20 protein-coding genes are annotated in these 21,008 nt (G+C 66.1%); 10 read left to right on the top strand and 10 right to left on the bottom strand.

Translation table 11 applies throughout. The annotated features are described in order from the left end of the window. Positions 1-2: 2 nt before the first annotated feature. From FIV02_RS19860 to FIV02_RS19835, 6 genes are all read left to right on the top strand, one after another. Positions 3-1,529, top strand: a complete 1,527-nt coding sequence (locus tag FIV02_RS19860) for a PepSY domain-containing protein (protein ID WP_152489587.1) — start codon at positions 3-5, stop codon at positions 1,527-1,529. Positions 1,530-1,563: 34 nt separating this feature from the next. Continuing rightward, on the top strand, positions 1,564-2,058 hold the full coding sequence (locus tag FIV02_RS19855; protein WP_037051032.1) for a copper chaperone PCu(A)C: 495 nt from the start codon (positions 1,564-1,566) through the stop codon (positions 2,056-2,058). Continuing rightward, positions 2,058-2,432 (top strand): DUF2946 domain-containing protein, encoded by a 375-nt coding sequence (locus FIV02_RS19850; protein WP_152489586.1) that lies wholly within the window; start codon positions 2,058-2,060, stop codon positions 2,430-2,432. Before FIV02_RS19855 ends, FIV02_RS19850 begins: the two co-directional genes overlap by 1 nt. Before the next feature lie 64 nt (positions 2,433-2,496). Continuing rightward, complete coding sequence (locus FIV02_RS19845; protein ID WP_152489585.1) at positions 2,497-4,581, top strand: TonB-dependent copper receptor; 2,085 nt, start codon at positions 2,497-2,499, stop codon at positions 4,579-4,581. Between the two features lie 87 nt (positions 4,582-4,668). Next, the gene (locus FIV02_RS19840) at positions 4,669-5,598 is read left to right on the top strand and encodes a LysR substrate-binding domain-containing protein (RefSeq protein ID WP_051800567.1); all 930 of its coding nucleotides are present in this window, start codon (positions 4,669-4,671) and stop codon (positions 5,596-5,598) included. 87 nt (positions 5,599-5,685) lie between these two features. Further along, the gene (locus tag FIV02_RS19835) at positions 5,686-6,564 is read left to right on the top strand and encodes an alpha/beta fold hydrolase (RefSeq protein WP_152489584.1); all 879 of its coding nucleotides are present in this window, start codon (positions 5,686-5,688) and stop codon (positions 6,562-6,564) included. Between the two features lie 50 nt (positions 6,565-6,614). Here the strand turns inward: FIV02_RS19835 and leuD are convergent, their stop codons facing one another. Continuing rightward, positions 6,615-7,223 carry a 3-isopropylmalate dehydratase small subunit gene (leuD, locus tag FIV02_RS19830; protein ID WP_152489583.1) on the bottom strand — a complete coding sequence of 203 codons (609 nt, stop codon included), beginning with the start codon at positions 7,221-7,223 and terminating at the stop codon, positions 6,615-6,617. Positions 7,224-7,237: 14 nt separating this feature from the next. Beyond that, on the bottom strand, positions 7,238-8,647 hold the full coding sequence (leuC, locus tag FIV02_RS19825; RefSeq protein WP_047589377.1) for a 3-isopropylmalate dehydratase large subunit: 1,410 nt from the start codon (positions 8,645-8,647) through the stop codon (positions 7,238-7,240). 203 nt (positions 8,648-8,850) lie between these two features. Between leuC and FIV02_RS19820 the strand changes: the two genes are divergently transcribed. Then, complete coding sequence (locus FIV02_RS19820) at positions 8,851-9,117, top strand: PepSY domain-containing protein (RefSeq protein WP_037051020.1); 267 nt, start codon at positions 8,851-8,853, stop codon at positions 9,115-9,117. Next, entirely contained in the window at positions 9,117-9,653 is a 537-nt protein-coding gene (locus tag FIV02_RS19815) for a cytochrome b/b6 domain-containing protein (RefSeq protein WP_152489582.1), read from the top strand. The genes FIV02_RS19820 and FIV02_RS19815 overlap by 1 nt, the downstream gene beginning before the upstream one ends. A 65-nt stretch (positions 9,654-9,718) precedes the next feature. Here FIV02_RS19815 and FIV02_RS19810 read toward each other — a convergent pair whose 3' ends face one another. From FIV02_RS19810 to FIV02_RS19790, 5 genes are all read right to left on the bottom strand, one after another. Beyond that, the gene (locus FIV02_RS19810) at positions 9,719-10,666 is read right to left on the bottom strand and encodes an adenosine deaminase (protein ID WP_152489581.1); all 948 of its coding nucleotides are present in this window, start codon (positions 10,664-10,666) and stop codon (positions 9,719-9,721) included. A 447-nt stretch (positions 10,667-11,113) separates the two neighbouring features. Next, complete coding sequence (locus tag FIV02_RS19805) at positions 11,114-12,073, bottom strand: 2-oxoglutarate and iron-dependent oxygenase domain-containing protein (protein WP_152489580.1); 960 nt, start codon at positions 12,071-12,073, stop codon at positions 11,114-11,116. 191 nt (positions 12,074-12,264) lie between these two features. Beyond that, positions 12,265-13,347: a BMP family ABC transporter substrate-binding protein gene (locus FIV02_RS19800; RefSeq protein ID WP_047584278.1), complete on the bottom strand. Its 1,083-nt coding sequence runs from the start codon at positions 13,345-13,347 to the stop codon at positions 12,265-12,267. A gap of 341 nt (positions 13,348-13,688) precedes the next feature. Next, positions 13,689-15,044: an 8-oxoguanine deaminase gene (locus FIV02_RS19795; protein WP_047584279.1), complete on the bottom strand. Its 1,356-nt coding sequence runs from the start codon at positions 15,042-15,044 to the stop codon at positions 13,689-13,691. A gap of 133 nt (positions 15,045-15,177) precedes the next feature. After that, the gene (locus FIV02_RS19790; RefSeq protein ID WP_037051010.1) at positions 15,178-15,528 is read right to left on the bottom strand and encodes a MerR family transcriptional regulator; all 351 of its coding nucleotides are present in this window, start codon (positions 15,526-15,528) and stop codon (positions 15,178-15,180) included. 82 nt (positions 15,529-15,610) lie between these two features. Between FIV02_RS19790 and FIV02_RS19785 the strand changes: the two genes are divergently transcribed. Together FIV02_RS19785 and FIV02_RS19780 are read left to right on the top strand one after the other, a co-directional pair. Continuing rightward, on the top strand, positions 15,611-16,015 hold the full coding sequence (locus FIV02_RS19785) for a hypothetical protein (protein ID WP_037051009.1): 405 nt from the start codon (positions 15,611-15,613) through the stop codon (positions 16,013-16,015). A gap of 383 nt (positions 16,016-16,398) precedes the next feature. Continuing rightward, entirely contained in the window at positions 16,399-16,863 is a 465-nt protein-coding gene (locus tag FIV02_RS19780; RefSeq protein WP_152489579.1) for a transposase, read from the top strand. Between the two features lie 300 nt (positions 16,864-17,163). On the opposite strand, the gene FIV02_RS19775 is transcribed toward FIV02_RS19780, so the two are convergent. The 3 genes from FIV02_RS19775 to FIV02_RS19765 form a co-directional block, all read right to left on the bottom strand. Beyond that, the gene (locus FIV02_RS19775; RefSeq protein WP_152489578.1) at positions 17,164-18,090 is read right to left on the bottom strand and encodes an ABC transporter permease; all 927 of its coding nucleotides are present in this window, start codon (positions 18,088-18,090) and stop codon (positions 17,164-17,166) included. Positions 18,091-18,198: 108 nt separating this feature from the next. Further along, positions 18,199-19,302, bottom strand: coding sequence for an ABC transporter permease (locus FIV02_RS19770; RefSeq protein ID WP_152489577.1), 1,104 nt, complete (start codon positions 19,300-19,302; stop codon positions 18,199-18,201). Positions 19,303-19,312: 10 nt separating this feature from the next. After that, positions 19,313-20,860 carry an ABC transporter ATP-binding protein gene (locus FIV02_RS19765; RefSeq protein ID WP_152489576.1) on the bottom strand — a complete coding sequence of 516 codons (1,548 nt, stop codon included), beginning with the start codon at positions 20,858-20,860 and terminating at the stop codon, positions 19,313-19,315. Positions 20,861-21,008 lie beyond the last annotated feature (148 nt).

Here is a 21,008-nt window from a genome sequence, read left to right as displayed (position 1 = left end):
CCATGAAACGCTACTTCTACCTGTGGCATCGCTGGCTGGGCATCGGTCTGTGCCTGCTGATGGCGCTGTGGTTCGTCTCCGGGCTGGTGATGATGTACGTGGGCTATCCCAAGCTGACCCCGCGCGAGCACCTGGCGCAGCTGCCGGCGTTGTCCGCCGAGGACTGCTGCGTGCCCCTGGCGCAGGTGCTGGCAGCCGCCGATGAACGGCAGGCACCGGCGGCCGTGCGCCTGACCACCGTCGCTGGCCAGCCCCGTTACCTGCTGCGCTATGGCCAGCGCGTGCTGGCTGTCGATGCGCGCAGCGGCCAGCGCCTGGCGGGCGTCGACGAACAGGCTGCACGGGCTGCGGCGCGGCAGTTCGCCCCCGGACGTGGCGCCTCCTACCAGGGGCTGGTGGACGAGGACGCCTGGACCCACTCCCGTGCGCTGGATGCGGACCGTCCATTGCATCGTGTCGAACTGGACGATGGCACGTTGCTCTACGTTTCCAGCCACAGCGGTGAGGTGGTGCGTGATGCGACGGCCAGCGAACGCAGCTGGAACTGGCTGGGTGCCTGGCTGCACTGGCTGTATCCGCTGCGTGGCGGGACGCTGGATCGCTGGTGGGGCGACATCGTCATCTACCTGTCGCTGGCAGCCACGCTGATGACCCTGCTGGGCATCGTCGTGGGCCTGCTGCGCTGGCGTTTCGCCAAGCCCTATCGCAGTGGCGCACGCAGCCCCTATCGGGGGCTGGCCCGCTGGCACCATATCGGCGGCCTGGCATTCGGCGCGCTGGTGTTGACCTGGATATTCAGTGGCCTGATGTCCATGAACCCCTGGCGCCTGTTCACGACGCCCACGCCGCTCGACATGGCCGCTTACCAGGGCGCGGAGCTGCGTGCCGAGGCGTTCCCGCTACCTGCGCAGCAGGCCATCGTGCGCCTGCGCGAAGCGGGGCTGAGCGCACGTGAGCTGCACTGGCGTCTGGTCGGTGGGCGCGCCTATCTGCAGGGTGTCGATGCCAGTGGCGCCACGGCGCTGCTGCCGGCGGAGGGCGACGGCACGCTGCTGCACGGCCTGACGGACGTGGAACTGCTGCGCGCCGCGCAGGCGATTCGCCCGCAGGAGCGGTTGCAGGTCGAGCGCCTGAACGCCTACGACTTCTACTACTACGCCCGCGCTGAGCACAGCATGCTCGGTCATCTGGAGCGACCGTTGCCGGTCCTGCGGGTACGTTTCGACGACCCGGCACAGACCTGGCTGCACCTCGATCCGCGCACGGGATCGGTAGTGGGCCGGCTCGACGCAGGTCAGCGCACGTCGCGCTGGTTGTTCGCCCTGTTGCACAGCTGGGACTGGTTGCCGCTGTTGCAGAACCGGCCGCTGTGGGATGGCTGGATGTGGCTGGCGAGCCTGGGCGGCCTGCTCATCTGTCTCAGCGGCACGCTGCTGGGCTGGCGTCGCCTGCGTCGTCGTCCGCGACCGTCGCCGAGCAGGGCTCGGCCTGCGCGCAGCGCTGGCCGCCGTGACACGTTGTACCCTTGACCCATGATTCGATTTCAAACCCGGAGGTAATACCATGACCCTGAAGAAAACCCTGCTCGGCCTGACGCTGTTGCTGCCGGCGCTATTCGCTCAAGCTCACGAGTACGAGGTCGGCCAACTGCATATCGACCACCCCTGGTCGCGCGAAATGCCGCCGGTGGCACCGACCGCCGCAGCGTACTTCGTGGTGCACAACAAGGGCAGCGAAGCCGACCGCCTGATCCGCGTCAGCACCCCGGTCGCCGGCAAGGCCGAGCTGCATGAACACCTGCATGCCGATGGCGTGATGAAGATGCAGCAGGTGCAGGACGTGGCCATCCCCGCCGGTGGCGAGGTGAAGTTCGAGCCCATGGGCTACCACGTCATGCTGTTCAACCTGCAGCAGCAGGCCAAGGACGGTGAACGCTTCCCGCTGACCCTGACCTTCGAGAAGGCCGGCGATGTCGAAGTCGAAGTCGCGGTGCAGAAGGATGCACCGGCCGCCCATGACCACGCTGCGGGTCATGGCGAAGGCGAACACCAGCACTGATGCTGTTCACGGCACGCAGACGAAACCTCGCCGCCCGGCTCGGGCTGCTGGCGTTCGTCCTCATCGTTCTGGCGCCCGTGGCGTCGCAACTGCGTGCCGAGCCGGCCGACTGGCGCTGGCTGAACGAACTCGCCTGTCATGACGGAGCCGGCAGCGCGCCGGCGACCGTCGAGGCTCATCGGCCCGTCCTGCAGGCCGATGCCTGTGGCTACTGTTCGCTGTTCTCGCACTGCCCGGTGCTGGCCGATGGCGCCTGGCCGCTGCTCGGGCGATTGCCGCTGGCGCAACCGGCCACCGTCAAGTGGCCGGCTCCGCCACGGGCCAGTGCGCACTTCCCTGATGCGTTGTCACGCGCGCCGCCGATGCCGATCTGAGGTCATCCATTGGCTATCGAGACCCTTGCCGGGTCTCTTCGCAAACCGACTTTCAGGTATCCGCATGTCCGCTTCCTTCGTTCCGGGCGCCGTCTCCGTGCGCGTTCGTTTTCCCCTGTCCGCCCTGGCCATCGCCTGTGGCCTGTGTTCCATCGCTGCCGCTCATGCCGAGGAGGCTGTGCATGAACTGCCGCCCAGCGTGATCACGGCGATCCAGCAAAGCTCGCCTCTCACCGTCGTGGCCGATCCCAAGGACCCGCGCCAGCCGGTGCCGGCCAGCGATGCCGCCGACTATCTCAAGACCATTCCCGGTTTCTCCGCCATCCGCAGCGGCGGCAGCAACAGTGATCCGGTGCTGCGCGGGCTGTTCGGTTCGCGTCTGCTGCTGCTCACCGACGGTGGGCAGATGATCGGAGCCTGTCCGGGGCGGATGGATGCACCCAGTTCCTACATCGCCCCGGAAACCTTCGACCTGCTGACCGTGACCAAGGGCCCGCAGACCGTGATCTGGGGCCCCGGTGCATCGGCGGGCGTGGTGCGTTTCGACCGTGAGCCGGAGCGTTTCGGCGAGCTGGGCGCGCGCCTGCATGCCAGCGTGCTGGCCGGCTCCAACGGTCGTTTCGACCAGGCGCTCGACGGCGCCGTTGGTGGCGCACAGGGCTACCTGCGGTTCACCGGCAACCGCTCGCATTCGGACGATTACGACAACGGCAATGGCGACACCATCCCCTCGCGCTGGGACAAGTGGAACGGCGATGTGGCACTGGGCTGGACGCCGGATGACGACAGCCTGATCGAACTCACTGCCGGGCGTGGCGATGGCGAGGCGCGCTACGCCGGGCGTGGCATGGATGGCACCCAGTTCAAGCGCGAAAGCCTCGGCCTGCGTATCGAACGCAGCAACCTCGGTGACGTGCTGGACAAGGTGGAGGCCAAGGTCTACTACAACTATGCCGACCACATCATGGACAACTTTCGCCTGCGCGTGCCGGACCCGAGCAGCATGATGGCCATGCCGATGGCCTCGCAGGTCGATCGCCGCACCCTCGGTGCGCGCCTGGCCGCCACCTGGCGCTGGGACGAGCTCGAGCTGATCACCGGCGTCGACGCCCAGCGCAGCGAGCACCGCGCGCGTCGTTCCAGCTACAGCATGATGAGCGGCTACACCGATACCGATCGCTACCCGTGGAACAAGGATGCGCTGATGCACAACTACGGCGTGTTCGCGGAAGCCACCTGGAGCCTGGCCGAGCGTGATCGGCTGATCTCCGGCGCCCGCCTCGACCGCGCCTCGGCGAAGGATTTCCGCCAGCGCTTCAGCAGCATGATGGGCATGAGCACGGCCAACCCGACGGCGGGGGAGACCCGGGCCGACACCCTGCCCAGCGGTTTCGTGCGTTACGAGCATGACCTGGCCGGTTCACCGACCACCGTCTATGCCGGCATCGGCCACGTGCAGCGGTTCCCCGATTACTGGGAACTGTTCTCCGCCGGGCTCAATGGTCCGGCCGGTGCGGACAACGCCTTCGATGGCATCAAGCCGGAGAAGACCACCCAGCTGGATGTCGGCATCCAGTACCAGAGCGACGCGCTGCAAGCCTGGGCCTCGGCCTATGCCGGGCAGGTTCGCGACTACATCCTGTTCGACTACCGGGGCATGAACACCCGTGCCGACAACGTCGATGCACGCATCATGGGTGGCGAGCTGGGCGTGGCCTACAGCTTCGCGAGCAACTGGAAGGCTGACGCGACCCTGGCCTATGCCTGGGGCAAGAACAGCGGTGACGACGAGGCGCTTCCGCAGATGCCGCCGCTGGAGGCGCGCCTGGGACTGAGCTACCAGCGCGACGACTGGAGCGTCGGCGCACTGTGGCGCGTGGTCGATGGCCAGGGGCGCATCGCCGAGGGGCGGGGCAATGTGGTGGGGCAGGACCTCGACGAGAGCGCCGGCTTCGGCGTGTTCTCGCTCAACGGCGCCTATCGCCTGACCTCCGAGGTCAAGCTCAGTGCCGGCGTCGACAACCTGTTCGACAAGCGCTACGCCGAGCACCTCAACCTGGCTGGCAACGCCGGATTCGGCTTCCCCGGCGACACCCGTATCGACGAGCCGGGGCGTACCTTCTGGGCCAAGGTCGATTACGACTTCTGAGTTGCTCGTACGGCGGCGGCCGGATGGGGTTACCCTCGCTGCCTGGCCGCCGTATCCTGCCACTTTGTCCTGCCGTGGATAGGCTGCATGAGTGGCGCACGAGACGCTTTCCCTTTGCCGGAGGACCTGCGGGTCTTTCTCACCGTCATTCGCAAGAAGAGCTTCGCGGCTGCGGCCGAGGAGCTCGGCTTGTCGCCCGCATACGTCAGCAAGCGCATCCAGATCCTCGAAACCACCCTCGGCACCCGCCTGCTGCATCGCACCACCCGGCGCGTTGCGCTGACCGAGGATGGCGAGCGTACCCAGCGCTGGGCGCTGCGTATCCTCGCCGATGTGGACGAGTTGTTCGATGAGCTGTCCGTGGCCCGGCAGACGCCGCGAGGGCTGTTGCGCATCAGCAGCAGCCTCGGCTTTGGCCGCAGTCACCTGGCGCCGGCGCTGGCGCGACTGGTCGAGCTCTACCCCGAGTTGAACGTTCGCCTCGAACTGTTCGACCGGGTGGTGGACATCGTCGCCGAGGGCATCGACCTGGAGATCCTCGTCGGTGACGACCTGCCGGGACAGTGCATCGGACGACGCCTGGCGGACAACGGCCGCGTGTTGTGCGCCTCTCCGGCGTACCTGCAGCGCCAGGGCTGTCCGCAGGAACTGGAGGATCTGCAGTCCCACGACTGTCTGGTGATCAAGGAGCGCGACTATCCATTCGGCATCTGGCACCTGGAGCGGCATGGGCAGGCGCATTCGGTGCGGGTCGACGGGCCGCTGTCCTCCAACAGTGGTGAGGTGGTGCTGGCCTGGGCCCTGGCCGATCGCGGCATCATGCTGCGCTCGCAGTGGGAAGTGCAGCCGCTGCTGGCCAGTGGCGCACTGGTGCAGGTGTTGCCGGAGTACCGTCAGAGCGCCAATGTCTGGGCCGTGTATCCGACCCGCTTGGCCCATTCGGCCAGGTTGCGTGCCTGCGTGGAGTTTCTCGAGCAGTACCTGGCTGCACTGCCGGTATTTGGCCACGATTCATGAAGGGCGCCGCCACGCTTTGCACCTTAGTGGCCCGAGCCGTGCGGCCTAGCATGTAGGCTCCCCAGTTCAGTTAAGGAGACTCGCCTCATGTTCGCGTCCTTCGAGACAGGCCAGTGCCAGGTCAATGGCATACGCATCCACTATCGCAAAGGGGGCAGCGGGCAGGCGTTGTTGCTGCTGCATGGTCATCCCCAGACTCACGCGATGTGGCACAAGGTAGCCGAACCGCTGGCCAGGCACTTCACGGTGGTGGCAGCGGACCTGCGTGGCTATGGCGACAGTGCGAAGCCGGCCGGTGGCGAACGGCACGAAGCCTACAGCAAGCGGCAGATGGCGCTGGACATGCTGGAGCTGATGAAGGCGCTCGGTTTCTCTCGCTTCGATGTCCTGGCACATGATCGCGGCGCACGCGTCGCTCATCGCCTGGCACAGGATCATCCCGAGGCGGTGAAGCATCTGATCACGCTGGATATCGCCCCGACGCTGGCGATGTACGAACAGACCAGCGAGGCGTTCGCGCGTGCCTACTGGCACTGGTTCTTCCTGATCCGCCCGGCGCCGTTGCCGGAAACCCTGATCGAAGCCAACCCGGAACTGTACCTGCGCAGCGTGATGGGCGCGCGTAGCGCCGGGATGAAACCCTTCACCGACGAGGCGCTGGCCGAGTATCTGCGTTGCCTGAGCCTGCCGGGGACTGCCCATGGTCTGTGCGAGGACTACCGCGCCAGTGCTGGCATCGACCTGGAACATGATCGCGCCGATGTGCAGGCCGGGCGCAAGCTGAGTGTGCCGCTGCTGGCCTTGTGGGGCGCGGAAGGCACCGTTGGCCGCTGCTTCGACCCGTTGCAGGAGTGGCGCCGGGTCGCGGCGGACGTCCATGGCAAGGCGCTGCCCTGCGGGCACTACATCGCCGAAGAAGTGCCGCAGGTGCTGCTCGAGGAAGTGCTGGCGTTTCTCTATTCCTGACCTGCCCCCCTACGACGCGAGCGTCGTAGGGTCCTGCCCCTGGCTTGCGCTCAGGCCAGCCAGGGATTTGCCTGCAGATGATCGCGTTCGAACTGACGAATCCGTTCGGCGCGCTGCAGGGTGCTGCCAATGGCGTCCAGGCCCAGCAGCAAGGCCTGCTTGCGCAGCGGGTCGATGTCGAACGCGAGGGCTCGGCCATCGCCGAGCGCGATGGTCTGGCTGGCCAGGTCGATGTCGAGGTGGTTGTACTCGGCCTGGCTGACCCGGCGGCTCAGTTCGTTCACCTGCGGCACCGGCAGGCTGATGGTCAGCACGCCGTTGCGCTGGCAGTTGTCATGGAAGATGCCGGCGAAGCTGCTGCCGATCAGGGCGCGAATCCCCAGTTGCCTGAGCCCCCACACGGCATGCTCGCGGCTGGAGCCGCAGCCGAAGTTCGGCCCCACGACCAGGAAGCAGGCGCCTTGCCACTGCGGATGGTTGAGGATGAATGCCGGATTGGGGCGGCCATCGGCAAGGAAACGCAGGTCGAAGAACAGACCGCGATCCAGGCCGCTGCGGTCGATGCCCTTGAGGAACTGCTTGGGCATGATCACGTCGGTGTCGATGTTGGCTGCTGGCAGCGCAGCGGCCTTGCCGCTGACGAGAGTGAAGGCTTGCATGCGAACCTCGCAGGTCAGAGTGAACGGATATCGGTCAGGTGTCCGGCAATCGCAGCGGCTGCGACCATGGCCGGACTCATCAGGTGGGTGCGGGCTCCCGCTCCCTGGCGTCCCTCGAAATTGCGGTTGGTGCTGGACGCACAGCGTGCGCCTGCTGGCAGCACGTCGTCGTTCATCGCCAGGCACATGGAGCAGCCGGATTGCCGCCACTCGAAGCCGGCTTCGATGAATTGCCTGGCCAGGCCTTCGGCTTCGGCCTGCTCGCGTACGGCGGTGGAGCCAGGAACGATCATCGCGCGTACATGGCTGGCGACCTGGCGCCTGCCGATCACCTCGGCGACCTGGCGCAGGTCCTCGATGCGCGCGTTGGTGCAGGAGCCGATGAACGCATGGTCGATGCGGATGCCCTGCAGCGCCTGCCCGGCTTGCAGTCCCATGTAATCGAGGGCGCGCTGCATGTCCTGGCGCAGGATGGGGTCCGTCTGCTCGCTTGGCGCCGGTATGCGGCCGTCGATGGCGAGTGCCTGATCCGGGCTGGTGCCCCAGGTGACCATGGGCTGCAGCTGCGATGCGTCGATGTGGACTTCACGGTCGAACTGCGCGCCGGGGTCGCTCTGCAACTGGCGCCAGTGGCTCAGTGCCTGTTGCCAGCGTTCGCCCTTGGGGGCCATCGGCCTGTTCGCCAGATAGTCGAAGACCTTCTGGTCCGGTGCCATGAACGCGCCGCGCGCCCCTGCTTCGACGGCCATGTTGCACACTGTCATGCGTGCCTCGACGCTCAGGGCATCGATGGCCTCGCCGCAGAACTCCACGGCATAGCCGGTGGCGCCGGAGGCGCCGATTCGCGCGATCAGCGCCATGATGATGTCCTTGGAGACCACACCGGGTCGCAGTTTGCCGTCGACGCGGACGCGCATGCTCCGCAGGCGTTTGTAGACCAGGGTCTGCGAGGCCAGCAGATGTTCGATCTGCGACGTGCCGATGCCGAAGCCGAAAGCACCGAGGGCGCCGTAGGTGGTGGTGTGGCTGTCGCCGGCGGCGACCACCATGCCGGGCAGGATGAAGCCCTGCTCGGGGGCCACCACATGTTCGATGCCCTGGCGGCGGTCGAGCAGGTCGAACAGTTCGATGGCGAAGTCGCGGCAGTTCTCCGCCAGATAGGCAACCTGGCGCGCGCCACCGGCGTCGGCGATCTCGCTCGTGCGGCTGGCAGCGGTCGGGTTGACGTGATCGACCACGGCCAGGTGCGCGCCGGGGCGCCAGACGGGCCGGCCCGATTCGCGCAGCCCGCTGAATGCCTGCGGGCTGGTGTACTCGTTGAGCACCTGGCGGTCGATGTACAGCAGCACATGCCCGGCATCATCCAGGGTACAGACGGTGTGGGAGTCGATGTGTTTGTCGTACAGGGTTCTTGGCTGGCTCATGGTCACGGCTCGTGTTGTGGAAGAAGGGGCGAGCGCCCAGGCCAAGAATTGGCCGAGGGGCGTTCGTCATCAACCGCCTCGCCGTGGAGCCAGCCTCCACGAATCGTGTGCACAGCCCGCTGCGCGCTAATACAGCCTTAAGGTTCAGGCGTGATAGTGCCTCCCCGCAGCAAACAACTTTCCACTGCTTCGAGGACGACACGATGAACCAGATGTTTCTGCTTTCCCTGCTGCTGGCCGCCCCGGCAAGCTTCGCCGCCACGCAATGCACCAACGTTGACCAGGCGCAGTGGCAGGACCAGGACAAGTTCCAGAGCGAGCTGAAGGCCGAGGGCTACCAGATCAAGAAATTCAAGGTCACCAGCGGCAACTGCTACGAGATCTATGGCTTCGACAAGGCCGGCAAGAAGGTCGAAATCTACTTCGACCCGGTCAGCGGCAAGCCGGTCAAGAGCAACGTGGAAGGCTGATGAACCGCGCGACCGTACGCCTGTGGGACCCGGTGGTGCGCCTGTTCCACTGGTCCCTGGCCGGCGCGTTCCTGGCCAACTACTTCTTCACCGAGGAAGGCGAGAACTGGCACCGCTGGTTCGGTTACTACGCCGTGGCCTGGCTGGTGATCCGCCTGGTGTGGGGCTTCGTCGGTACGCCGGCGGCGCGCTGGGCGGATTTCTGGCCAACCCCTGCGCGTCTGGGCGAGCACCTGCGGGCGCTGCTGTCCGGGCGAGCGTATCACCGCCTGGGGCATTCGCCGCTGGGGGCGCTGGTGATGATCTTGATGATGGCGCTGATGCTCGGCCTGGGTGTGACCGGCTTTCTGATGGAAGAGGTCGACTACTTCTGGGGCGCCGACCTGCCGCTGGAAATCCACGAATTCTGTGCCAATGCCCTGATGGCACTGGTTGGATTGCATGTCGCCGCCGCGCTGTTCGAGAGCTACCGGTTGCGCGACAACCTGCCGTTGTCGATGGTGACCGGCAGGCGCCGCAAGCTGGACGAGCACTGAGTCTATGGTCGCGGCTGAAGCCCCTCCCACGGTTGTGGGAGGCGCTTCAGCGGCGACGCTCTTGCTCAGGCCAGGCGCGCGTCGAGGCTGTTCTGCGCCAGGCGCCGGGCCTGCGCTTCGGTCATGCCCAGGTGTTCATGCAGGGCGGCGAAGTTCTCGCCGACATAGCCGCCGAAATAGGCGGGATCATCCGAGTTGACCGTCACCTTCACGCCGCGCTCGAGCATCTCGAGGATGTTGTGCTGGCTCATGTGCTCGAACACGCACAGCTTGATGTTGGACAGCGGGCAGACGGTCAGCGGGATCTGCTCGTCGATGATGCGCTGCATCAGGCGTTCGTCCTCGATGGCGCGTACGCCGTGGTCGATTCGCTTGATCTTGAGCAGGTCCAGCGCCTCCCAGATGTACTCGGGCGGCCCTTCCTCGCCGGCATGTGCCACCGCATGCAGGCCCTCGCTGCGTGCCTTGGCGAACACCCGCTCGAACAGGCGCGGCGGGAAGCCCTTTTCCGAACTGTCGAGGCCGACACCGATGAAGGCGTCGCGGAACGGCATCGCCTGTTCCAGAGTCTTGAACGCTTCGTCCTCGGGCAGGTGGCGCAGGAAACTGAGGATCAGGCCGTGGCTGATGCCCAGTTGCTGCTCGCCGTCGCGCAGCGCCTGCTGGATGCCGCGCAACACCACTTCGAAGGGAATGCCCCGGTCGGTGTGGGTCTGCGGATCGAAGAAGGGTTCGACATGGATGACGTTCTGCGCCTTGCAGCGTTGCAGGTAGGCCCAGGTCAGGTCGTAGAAGTCCTGCTCGGTACGCAGGACGTTGGCGCCGGCGTAATACAGATCGAGAAACTCCTGCAGGTTGTTGAACGCGTAGGCCGCACGCAGGGCCTCGACATCGCTCCAGGGCAGGGCGATCTGGTTGCGTTCGGCCAGGGCGAACAGCAGTTCCGGCTCCAGCGAGCCCTCCAGGTGCAGGTGCAGTTCGGCCTTGGGCAGGGCATTGAGCCATTCGGGCATGGTCGGATCTCGTGGTCAGGCTTGAGGTAGGCGTAAAGTTTAACCGCAGGGACAGGAATTTGCTGTGTGGAGGGCCGGGCGGCGATCCGCTTTAGCTGCGACAGACCGACCGCTTGCTGTCGCGGCTAAAGCCCCTCCCACAGGCCTAATGCTGTTCATTTAAGGTTGCACAGGTTTGGCTCCCCTCTCCCATTTATGGGAGAGGGGCTGGGGGAGAGGGCTGAGAATTCCACAGAACTGCCAGTTTCCCCCTCTCCCTAACCCTCTCCCCCAAGGGGGGGGCGAGGGGACTTATCGCGTCCGACCACTTCTTATGTGAACAGCATTACCTCCCACAGGCCCTCCATACGTAGGGTGGACATCGCTCTGCATGTCCACCGATGCGCAGGTTCCGCTGCCGCAACGGTGGATGAGAAGAACGTCATCCACCCAACGATGTAACCAGCCCTATGCCTCTTCCCGCCGGTAGGCATAGGTATCGGCGAAGCGCGACAGCAGGTATTCGGCGCTGGTCACCGGTGAATACCTGGGCGGGTTGTCCGCGCTGGAGCAGTTCGGCAGGCAGTCGATCAGTGTGTCGGGATGCGGTTCGGCGAAGAACGGCATGGAGTAGCGGTCCACTCCCAGCGGGCTGATCACGCGATGTGGCGTGGAGGTGTAACGGTCGTTGCTCCAGCGCGCCATCATGTCGCCGATGTTGACCACGAAGCTGCCGGCGATCGGCGGGGCGTCGATCCACTCGCCATCGCGTGCGCGGACCTGCAGGCCGCCGGCATCGTCCTGGTAGAGCAGGGTGATGCAGCCGTAGTCGGTGTGCGCGCCGGCACCTTGCTGATCGGCACTGGTGGCGGTGTGGCGCGGTGGGTAGTGGATCATGCGCAGTACGCTGATCGGCTCGTGGAAGCGCGCATCGAAGAAGTCCCGGTCGATGTCCAGGGCCATGGCCATGGCGCGCAGCAGGGTTCTGGCCAGGTCCTGCATGTCCTCGTAGTGCTGTTCCAGCAGTGCGGCCCAGCCCGGCAGATCCGGGTGACGGTTCGGCCCGCGCAGCGGTTTGCCGGCCAGCACCTCGGGGTGGTCGGCAGGCATGTGGAAGCCCATGTCGAAGGTTTCCTTCAGGTCGCTCGGCTGGTTCGGGTCGAGCTGTTCCGTGGCGATCGCGCCGTAGCCACGGTGATGAGCGGTCTGGGTGATGTCGATCCTGAGTTTCTCTTCGGCAGGCAGGGCAAAGAAGGTCTTCGCCGCGCTCAGCAGGGCGTCGATGCGCGCGCCGCCGATGGGGTGGCCGACGATGTAGAAGAAGCCCCGGTCGCGGCAGGCGCGGTCGATGGCCTCGGCCACGGCGGGCCAGGCGGAGGCGTCGTCGCTGTACAGGGGGGCGATATCGATGATGGGCAGGCTGTTCATAAAGGCTCCGGGGAGTTGCTGCGAGTCTTCTCGTACCCAGGGCAGCGAAAAAGGACCTCGTACGAGATCCCCTGGATGCGGTTCTGCAGAAGATCGGCAGGGACGGCATCGGTGATGGTCGAGTCGTCGTGGCTGAGGTGTCTGCCTCGGCCGCGATGCCTGCGGCGGGTGCCGCAGGCCGTGGCGAGTGCTTACTTGGGCAGTTCGGCCTTCACGTTTTCCACGTAGTAGTTCATCGACGCCAGCTCGGCGTTGCTCGCACTCACGCCTTCGGCGATGCGCACCGCGCCGCTCTGGTCCTTGATCGGGCCGGTGAAGGGGTGGAACGCGCCGCTGCGGATGTCGGCGATGATCTGCTCGGCTTCGCTCTTCACGTCGGCCGGCACCAGGTCACTGATAGGAAGCTCGATGGTGTCCTCGGCCAGGCCGCCCCAGAAGTCCTGGGGCTGCCAGGTGCCGTCGATCACCGCCTGGGCGGATTTCACGTAGTGCGGGCCCCAGTCGTTGACGATGGAGGTGAGCACGGCCTTGGGTCCGAAGTGAGCCATGTCCGAGGCGTAGCCCACGGAGTAGACCCCACGGCGCTCGGCGGTCTGGATCGGCGCCGGGCTGTCGGTGTGCTGGAACAGCACGTCCACGCCCTGATCGATCAGCGCGTTGGCGGCATCGGATTCCTTGCCCGGATCGAACCAGGTGTTGACCCACACCACCTTGATCTCGGTGCCCGGGTTGTACTTGTCCAGGGCCAGCTGAATGGCGTTGATGTCGCGGATCACCTCGGGAATCGGGAAGGAGGCGATATAGCCGACCTTCTTGGTCTTGGTCATCTTCGCCGCGAGGAAGCCGCCGACGTAGCGGCCTTCATAGGAACGCGACAGATAGGTGCCGACGTTCTTGTCCTGCTTGTAGCCGGTGGCATGTTCGAAGGTCACCTTGGGGAATTGCTTGGCCACCTTGATCGTCGGGTTCATGTAGCCGAAGGAGGTGGTGAAGATCAGGTCGAAGCCACCCTTGGCCATGTTGCGAATCACGCGCTCGGCGTCGGCGCCTTCCGGTACGTTCTCGACGAAGCTGGTGGTGACCTTGTCGCCGAGTTCCTTGATCAGCATCTGCCGGCCCTGCTCGTGCTGATAGGTCCAGCCATGGTCGCCGATAGGGCCGATGTAGACGAAGCCGACCTTCAGTGGATCGGCGGCGGAGGCACTGAGCATGGCGCCAAAGCCGAGGGCGGCGACGAGGGTGCGCAGCAGCGGTTTCTTGCTCTTCTCGAACATGGTGGGTGGAGCTCCAGTCTTGGTATTGGGATGGCCGTTGGTTGGCTGATCCCATGACTGCAAAAAGCTGACCAACAGGACAAATAGCGGAGGTGGTGGCGTTTCCCCTGCGCGCCTGGCCCGACGCCGGAGCCGTATTGGTGCGTGGCAGGCGTGCATGTCGTGTTGTGGTGCGTCGCGCCAGCCTCGCATGGCGGACACGATGGTCGTGGCTAACGCCCCTCCCACAGGGTGGCGCTGTTCTTGTGGGAGGGGCCGCGTGGGAAGGGTTTCAGCCGCGACTGGCCCCATGGCCTGAGGGCCGGGTATCGCTGGCTGCGGCCCCGCCTGTGAAGACGACGTCAGCCGGCGATCAGCTCGCGCGCCGCCTGGCGGTGGTCGGCGATCAGTTGTGCCACGTCCAGGCCTTCGATCTGCCCGTCGACAACCCGCCAGGTGCCGCCGATCATCATCCGGTCGGCGCGGTCGGCGCCGCACAGCAGCAGGGCGGAGAGCGGGTCATGGCTGCCGGAGAAGCGCAGCTCGTCGAGCTTGAACAGCGCCAGGTCGGCCTGCTTGCCCACTGCCAGTTCGCCGATGTCGCTGCGTCCCAGCAGTTGCGCCGAACCCTTGCTGGCCCAGCCGAGCACGCGCTGCGGGGTGATCTGCTCGGCCCCGTAGCGCAGGCGCTGGATATACAGCGCCTGGCGCGCTTCGAGGATCATGTTCGAGGCATCGTTGGAGGCCGAGCCGTCGACGCCCAGGCCCAGCGGCGCGCCAGCGGCCTCCAGTTCCACGCTGGGGCAGATGCCCGAGGCCAGGCGCATGTTGGAGCTGGGGCAATGGCAGATACCGGTACCGGCGGCGCCGAGGCGGGCGATCTCGTCCGGGTTGAAGTGGATGCCATGGGCCAGCCAGGTGCGCGGGCCGAGCCAGCCGACGCTGTCCAGGTAGTCCACGGTGCGCAGGCCGAAGCGCTGCAGGCAGAAGTCTTCCTCGTCGAGGGTTTCCGCCAGGTGGGTGTGCAGGCGCACGTCCAGCTCATCGGCGAGCTGGGCACTCTGGCGCATGATGTCCTGGGTCACCGAGAAGGGCGAGCAGGGCGCCAGGGCGATCTGGATCTGCGCGCCATCGCCGCGCTCGTGGTACTGGCCGATCAGGCGCTGGCTGTCCGCCAGGATCACCTCGCCCTGCTGCACCGTCTGCTGCGGCGGCAGGCCGCCATCGGCCTCGCCCAGGCTCATCGAGCCACGGGTGAGCATGGCGCGCATGCCCAGCTCGCGCACGGCTTCGACCTGCACGTCGATGGCGTTCTCCAGGCCACCGGGGAACAGGTAGTGGTGATCGGCCGCCGTGCTGCAGCCCGACAGCAGCAGTTCGGCCAGGGCCACCTTGCTGGCCAGGGCGAGCTTCTCCGGGGTGAGGCGTGCCCACACCGGGTAGAGCGTCTTCAGCCAGGGAAACAGCGGCTGGTTGACCACCGGCGCCCAGGCGCGCGTGAGGGTCTGGTAGAAGTGATGGTGGGTGTTGACCAGGCCGGGCAGCACGACGTGCTCGCGCGCATCGAACACCTGCTGGCAGGGTGCTGCGGGCTGCTGGCCGGCGCCGAGCAGTTCGACGATGCGACCGTTTTCGACCACCAGGCCGCCACTGGCGTCCAGGTCGTTGGCGGTGAAGATGGCGAGGGGAGTCTTGATCCAGATACGGGTAGCAGCCATTGAGTGGCTCCTCTGAGGTTGATTTCAGGTAAGCCAGCTCAGTGTTGACCCTGTCTGCTGATCCAGGTGCGTCGCGCGCGACGTGCGGCGACGATAGCTGACTTTCGGGTCAGCATGCAATGCGTCCCGCCTGTCAGCGGCGCAACGGGCAGGTGGTGGCCAGGCGCTGCTGGAGCTCGCCGCGCAGGTGCTGCAACTCCTCGATGCGCTGCTCGATCAACGCCAGCTTGTCCTGCAGCAGCCGGGTGACGGCCTGGTCCGGGTCACTGGCCTGCCACAGCTCGCCGATGTGGCTGCCGATCTCGCCGAGGCTGAATCCCAGGCGCTGGGCCGTGCGGATATAGGTGACCAGCTGCGCCGTCTCGGCCGGGTAGTCGCGGTAACCGTTGTCATTGCGGCGTGCGGCGATCAGCCCGCGCTGTTCGTAGAAACGCAGCGTGTCACGGCTCACTTCGCAGGCTGCGGCCAATTCTCCGATACGCATGCTCGGCACTCGGTGGGGGTTGACCTTGGAGCATACTCCAGGCTTTAGCCTGAGTGCTCCCTGAATGATTGGAGCATTACCCATGTGGACGCCCGAAAACTATCGCCGGCTGGTACGCGCCGGTGGCTGGTACGACCTGCTGGTGACCGCCGCCTTCGTCACGCCCTGGAGCTTCATGGCCCTGCACGGCCTGCTGCAGACCCTGCATCAGGGGCTTGGCCTGCCTGGCGCGCTGCCGCCGTTCGAGCCGATGCACCTGTTGCTGGCCAACCTCATGGGCTCGATCGTCTGCGTCTGGTCGGTGCTGCGCATCCGTGACCCGCAGGCGGTATTCGGCCGCTACGACGGGGCGGGGCGCGTGCTGTTCTCCACCTGGCAGATCTACGCGCTGATGCACGGCGCTACACCATTGATCGCGATCTTCCTGTTCTTCGAGCTGGCCTGGGCGGTCGCACAGCTGTGGCCGGTCAGGTCGCAGCAGGCCTGATGCGGCGGCTTGTCGATTACCCGCCATGGGGCGCGGTGTGGCTGTGAGCGCATCGCGGCTGAAGCCGCTCCTACAGACATGCGCTGTTTGTGTAGGAGCGGCTTCAGCCGCGATTCATCGGTTTCAATGCCCAGCTCCCGGGGCCGGAGCGACGATACCGTTGCTACCGCAGGAGCCTGGACGCGGTACGAATGGAGCGCGGCAGGGTGGGCAAGCCTGATGCGGCGGCTTGTCGATTACCCGCCATGGGGCGCGGTGTGGCTGTGAGTGCATCGCGGCTGAAGCCGCTCCTACAGAGGCATGCGCTGTTCGTGTAGGAGCGGCTTCAGCCGCGATCGATGATTGCTGCTATACAGAGTCGGTCAAGCTCAGGAGGCAAGGGAATGCTTCTTTCCGGTAAACCGCATGCGGATGCACTGCGCCGTGGGCGATTCTCCGAACCGGCTCGCATCTACTTGCTGACGAGTGTGCTGCTGGGGCGCGAAGCCCTGTTCAAGGACCTTACCCTTGGGCGGCTGCTGGTCGCTGAACTACGTGAGGCTCATGAACTCGGTCTGGTGCATTCACTAGCCTGGGTCGTGATGCCTGATCACCTGCACTGGCTGGTGCAACTCGAGCGCACGCCACTGAATGAGCTGATGCGTCGGGTTAAAGGCCGCAGCGCGCGGCAGATCAATCAGCGTCTGTCGCGAAACGGTGCGCTGTGGCAGCACGGTTTCCATGATCGGGCTCTGCGGCAAGAAGAGGATGTGCGGGCGGTCGCGCGTTATGTGATTGCCAATCCCATTCGGGCCGGATTGGTGAGGCGGGTGGCTGATTACCCGCTCTGGGACGCGGTGTGGCTGTGAGCGCATCGCGGCTGAAGCCGCTCCTACAGAGGCATGTGTTGTTCGTGCAGGAGCGGCTTCAGCCGCGATTCATCGGTTTCAATGCCCAGCTCCTGGGGCCGGAGCGACGATACCGCTGCTACCGCAGGAGCCTGGACGCGGTACGAATGGAGCGCGGCAGGGTGGGCAAGCCTGATTAGGCGGATTGTCGATTACCCGCTCTGGGACGCGGTGTGGCTGTGAGCGCATCGCGGCTGAAGCCGCTCCTACAGAGGCATGCGCTGTTCGTGCTGGAGCGGCTTCAGCCGCGATTCATCGGTTTCAATGCCCTGGCTGCCAGGGCTGGCCCAGCGATACCGGTGCGTACAGCCGGGTCTTGATCGCATCGCGCGAGAGCAGCACCAGCACCACGATGGTGGCGACGTAGGGCAGCATGGCCAGCAGGTTGGAGGGGATCGACAGGCCGATGCCCTGTGCCACCAGGTGGAGGATGCTGGCCAGGCCGAACAGGTAGGCGCCGAGCAGTACGCGCAGGACCCGCCAGCTGGCGAACACCACCAGCGCCAGGGCGATCCAGCCACGGCCGGCGGTCATGTTCTCCGCCCACATCGGCGTGTAGGCCAACGACAGGTAGCCGCCCGCCAGGCCAGCCATGGCGCCGCCGAACAGCACCGCCAGGGTGCGCACGCGCAGCACCGGCAGGCCCATGGCACTGGCGGCGTCCGGTTTTTCGCCGACAGCCTGGATGATCAGACCGATGCGGCTTTTCAGCAGCACCCAGGTGACCAGGGCGAAGAGGGCGAACGACAGGTAGATCAGCACGTCCTGGGCGAACAGCATGCGCCCGACCAGCGGAATGTCCGCCAGCAGCGGGATGACGATGGGCTCGAAACCGGACAGCGGCTTGCCGACCCAGGCGGCGCCGACGAAGGTGGACAGGCCGACGCCGAAGATGGTCAGCGCCAGGCCGGTGGCCACCTGGTTGGCGTTGAAGCCCAGCGCCACGGCGGCGAACAGCAGTGACAGCAGCATACCGGCGGCGATCGCCAGCAGCACGCCCAGCCACAGGCTGCCGGTGCTCAGCGCGACGATGAAACCGATCACCGCGCCGAACAGCATCATGCCTTCCTGGCCGAGGTTGAGCACGCCGCTCTTCTCGCACACCAGCTCGCCGAGGGCCACCAGCAGCAGCGGCGTGCCGGTGCGCACCATGGCGTAGAAGATATTGGTCAACAGATCGAGATCCATGGGGATTTCCTTTGCGTATAACTTTTGTCGGAGCGAGGGGGACGCCCAGTTCTTGCTCGCGATCAGTGTCGCCTGGGATCGCGAGCAAGCTCGCTCCTACAGGTATTGTCAGGCCATGGCCTCGGCGTTGTTTTTTGCGTCGCGCTTCGCCCATTTCCACTTCAGCCGTGGTCGGTAGAGGATCAACACGTCGCAGGCCAGCAGGTAGAACAGCATCATCCCCTGGAACAGCTGGGTGATCGCCTGCGGTAGGTTGAGGTTCATCTGCGCGTTCTCGCCGCCCAGGTAGAGCAGCGCCATCAGCAGGCTGGCGACGACGATGCCGAGTGGGTTGAGGCGGCCGAGAAAGGCCACGGTGATCGCCGCATAGCCGTAGCCGGGGGAAACCTGCGGTACCAGTTGGCCAATGGGGCCGGCCACTTCACCGACGCCAGCCACACCGGCCAGCGCGCCACTGACCAGCAGGGCGAACCACACCAGGCGTTTCTCGCGAAAGCCGACGAAGCCGGCGGCACGGCTGTCGAGGCCGAGCACCTTGATCTGGAAGCCGAGAAAACTCCTGTGCAGCAGCACCCACACCGCCACCAGGGCCAGCAGCGCCAGGTACAGGCCGCCGTGCAGGCGACCGTCCTCGCTGAGCAGCGGCAGGCGGCTGGCATCGCCGAACATGGCCGACTCGGGAAAGTTGAACCCGGCCGGGTCCTTCAGCGGGCCGTGGACGAAGAACAGCAGCAGGTTCAACGCGATGTAGTTGAGCATGATGCTGGTGAGGATCTCGTTGGCGTTGAACTGCGTGCGCAGCCACGCGGTGAGCCCGGCCCAGGCCGCGCCGGCGCAGGTGCCGGCGAGCACCACCCAGGCCAGGGCCCAGCGGCTGTCCCAGTCGATCAGTTGCAGGGCCATGGCGCTGCCGGCCAGTGCGCCCATCAGCAGTTGGCCTTCGGCGCCGATGTTCCAGATGCGCGCCTGATAGGCCACGGCCAGGCCGAGGGCGCAGAGCAGGATCGGCAGCGCCTTGACCAGCAGCTCGGACACGCCATACCAGTCGCTGAGCGGGGCGATCAGCAGGGTGTGCAGGGTCTCCAGCGGGTCATGCCCGAGCAGGGTGAACAGCAGCACGCCGCTGAGCAGGGTCAGCACGGCGGCGAGCAGGGGCGACAGCCAGAGCATGAGGCGCGACGCCTGGCCGCGGGGTTCCAGGGATAACAGCATGACGGCTCCGTCAGCAGGCCGCGGCAGCGGCGGGTTGATCGAATTCACCGGCCATCCAGCGGCCGACTTCCACGGTACTGACCTGCGCGGTTTCGCTCAGCGGCGACAGGCGCCCGCTGCACAGCGCACCGATGCGGTCGCTGATCTGGAACAGCTCGTCGAGGTCTTCGGAGATCACCAGGATCGCCGCGCCGGCATCGCGCAGGGCGATCAGCGCGCGATGGATGGCGGCGGCCGCGCCGACGTCCACGCCCCAGGTCGGGTGCGCGGCGATCAGCAGCCTGGGCTGTTGCAGGATTTCCCGGCCAAGGATGAACTTCTGCAGGTTGCCGCCGGACAGGCTGCGCGCGGCCGTGTCGGCATCCGGGGTCTTCACCGCGAAGCGGCGGATGATCTCTTCGGTCAGTGCACGCACCTTGCCCCGCTGCACCAGGCCGGCCTTGACCAGACCCTGGCCGAAGGCGGTGAGCAGCGCGTTGTCGACCAGGCTCATCTCCGGCACCGCGCCGTGGCCGAGGCGTTCGGCGGGGACGAAGGCCTGGCCCAGCTGGCGCCGTGCGTCCGGGTACAGGTTGGCCACAGGCGCCGCATCGAGGCTGATGCGTTCGCGCTCGGCACGGGGCAGGCGGCTTTCACCGCTGAGCAGGGCAAGCAGCTCATCCTGGCCATTGCCAGCCACCCCGGCGATACCGACGATCTCGCCGCAGCGTACCTCCAGGCGAATGTTCTGCAGCGAGCAGCCGAACGGGTCGGGGTTGTGCCAGCTGAGGTCATCCACGCGCAGACGTGGCAGGCCGCCGCTGACTTTCGGGTAGCTGCTCTCCAGGCCCTCGGCATCGCCGACCATCAGCCGCGCCAGTTGCAGATCGCTGCACTCGGCCGGCACGCAATGACCGGATACGCGCCCACCGCGCAGTACCGTGGCGCTCTGGCACAGCGCGCGCACCTCGCCGAGCTTGTGGCTGATGAAGAGGATGCTGCAGCCTTCGGCGGCCAGGCGGCGCAAGGTGACGAACAGCTCGTCGGCCTCCTGTGGGGTGAGCACCGACGTCGGCTCATCGAGGATCAGCAGCTTGATGTCCTGCATCAGGCAGCGGACGATTTCCACCCGCTGGCGCTCGCCAATGGACAGGCTGTGTACCAGGCGCGTCGGTTCCAGCGCCATGCCGTAGCGCTGCGATACCTCGCGAATCCTTGGCTCCAGCTGCTTCGGCGTACCGGCGCCCGCGCCCATCGCCAGGGCGATGTTCTCGGCCACGCTCAGGGTCTCGAACAGCGAGAAGTGCTGGAACACCATGCCGATGCCCAGGCGGCGCGCCATGGCCGGGTCGCGCATGGTCAAGGCTTCACCCTGCCAGCGGATCTCGCCGCTGCTGGGCTGGGTGACGCCGTAGATGATCTTCATCAGGGTGCTCTTGCCGGCACCATTCTCGCCGAGCAGGGCGCGTATCTCGCCGGGGGCGATGCTCAGGTCGACGCGGTCGTTGGCCAGGCAGCCGGGGTACTGCTTGCTGATGGACGTCAGCTGCAGGCGCGGGAAATCGGGTGAGGCGGACATGGAAAGCGCTCATGGAAGTAACTGAGCGGGGCTAAAGCAAAAACTTGGCCAGAGAGTCAGAAAAGCCTGGCAGGGGGCTTGCCGCCTGGAGTGGCGGATGCCCATGCCCGGCATTGGTGCGCGCCGATCCACCGTGGGCATCCCGCGC

Origin of the sequence: Pseudomonas sp. THAF187a (genome assembly GCF_009363395.1) — a bacterium.
Taxonomy (GTDB): Bacteria; Pseudomonadota; Gammaproteobacteria; order Pseudomonadales; family Pseudomonadaceae; genus Aquipseudomonas; species Aquipseudomonas khazarica.
This window is presented reverse-complemented; position numbering and strand designations above follow the sequence as displayed.

Bases quoted from the DNA above. Each gene is read 5' to 3' on its own strand.
- FIV02_RS19860 (WP_152489587.1), top strand. From the start codon at position 3: ATGAAACGCTACTTCTACCTGTGGCATCGCTGGCTGGGCATCGGTCTG.
- FIV02_RS19855 (WP_037051032.1), top strand. From the start codon at position 1,564: ATGACCCTGAAGAAAACCCTGCTCGGCCTGACGCTGTTGCTGCCGGCG.
- FIV02_RS19850 (WP_152489586.1), top strand. From the start codon at position 2,058: ATGCTGTTCACGGCACGCAGACGAAACCTCGCCGCCCGGCTCGGGCTG.
- FIV02_RS19845 (WP_152489585.1), top strand. From the start codon at position 2,497: ATGTCCGCTTCCTTCGTTCCGGGCGCCGTCTCCGTGCGCGTTCGTTTT.
- FIV02_RS19840 (WP_051800567.1), top strand. From the start codon at position 4,669: ATGAGTGGCGCACGAGACGCTTTCCCTTTGCCGGAGGACCTGCGGGTC.
- FIV02_RS19835 (WP_152489584.1), top strand. From the start codon at position 5,686: ATGTTCGCGTCCTTCGAGACAGGCCAGTGCCAGGTCAATGGCATACGC.
- leuD (WP_152489583.1), bottom strand. From the start codon at position 7,223: ATGCAAGCCTTCACTCTCGTCAGCGGCAAGGCCGCTGCGCTGCCAGCA.
- leuC (WP_047589377.1), bottom strand. From the start codon at position 8,647: ATGAGCCAGCCAAGAACCCTGTACGACAAACACATCGACTCCCACACC.
- FIV02_RS19820 (WP_037051020.1), top strand. From the start codon at position 8,851: ATGAACCAGATGTTTCTGCTTTCCCTGCTGCTGGCCGCCCCGGCAAGC.
- FIV02_RS19815 (WP_152489582.1), top strand. From the start codon at position 9,117: ATGAACCGCGCGACCGTACGCCTGTGGGACCCGGTGGTGCGCCTGTTC.
- FIV02_RS19810 (WP_152489581.1), bottom strand. From the start codon at position 10,666: ATGCCCGAATGGCTCAATGCCCTGCCCAAGGCCGAACTGCACCTGCAC.
- FIV02_RS19805 (WP_152489580.1), bottom strand. From the start codon at position 12,073: ATGAACAGCCTGCCCATCATCGATATCGCCCCCCTGTACAGCGACGAC.
- FIV02_RS19800 (WP_047584278.1), bottom strand. From the start codon at position 13,347: ATGTTCGAGAAGAGCAAGAAACCGCTGCTGCGCACCCTCGTCGCCGCC.
- FIV02_RS19795 (WP_047584279.1), bottom strand. From the start codon at position 15,044: ATGGCTGCTACCCGTATCTGGATCAAGACTCCCCTCGCCATCTTCACC.
- FIV02_RS19790 (WP_037051010.1), bottom strand. From the start codon at position 15,528: ATGCGTATCGGAGAATTGGCCGCAGCCTGCGAAGTGAGCCGTGACACG.
- FIV02_RS19785 (WP_037051009.1), top strand. From the start codon at position 15,611: ATGTGGACGCCCGAAAACTATCGCCGGCTGGTACGCGCCGGTGGCTGG.
- FIV02_RS19780 (WP_152489579.1), top strand. From the start codon at position 16,399: ATGCTTCTTTCCGGTAAACCGCATGCGGATGCACTGCGCCGTGGGCGA.
- FIV02_RS19775 (WP_152489578.1), bottom strand. From the start codon at position 18,090: ATGGATCTCGATCTGTTGACCAATATCTTCTACGCCATGGTGCGCACC.
- FIV02_RS19770 (WP_152489577.1), bottom strand. From the start codon at position 19,302: ATGCTGTTATCCCTGGAACCCCGCGGCCAGGCGTCGCGCCTCATGCTC.
- FIV02_RS19765 (WP_152489576.1), bottom strand. From the start codon at position 20,860: ATGTCCGCCTCACCCGATTTCCCGCGCCTGCAGCTGACGTCCATCAGC.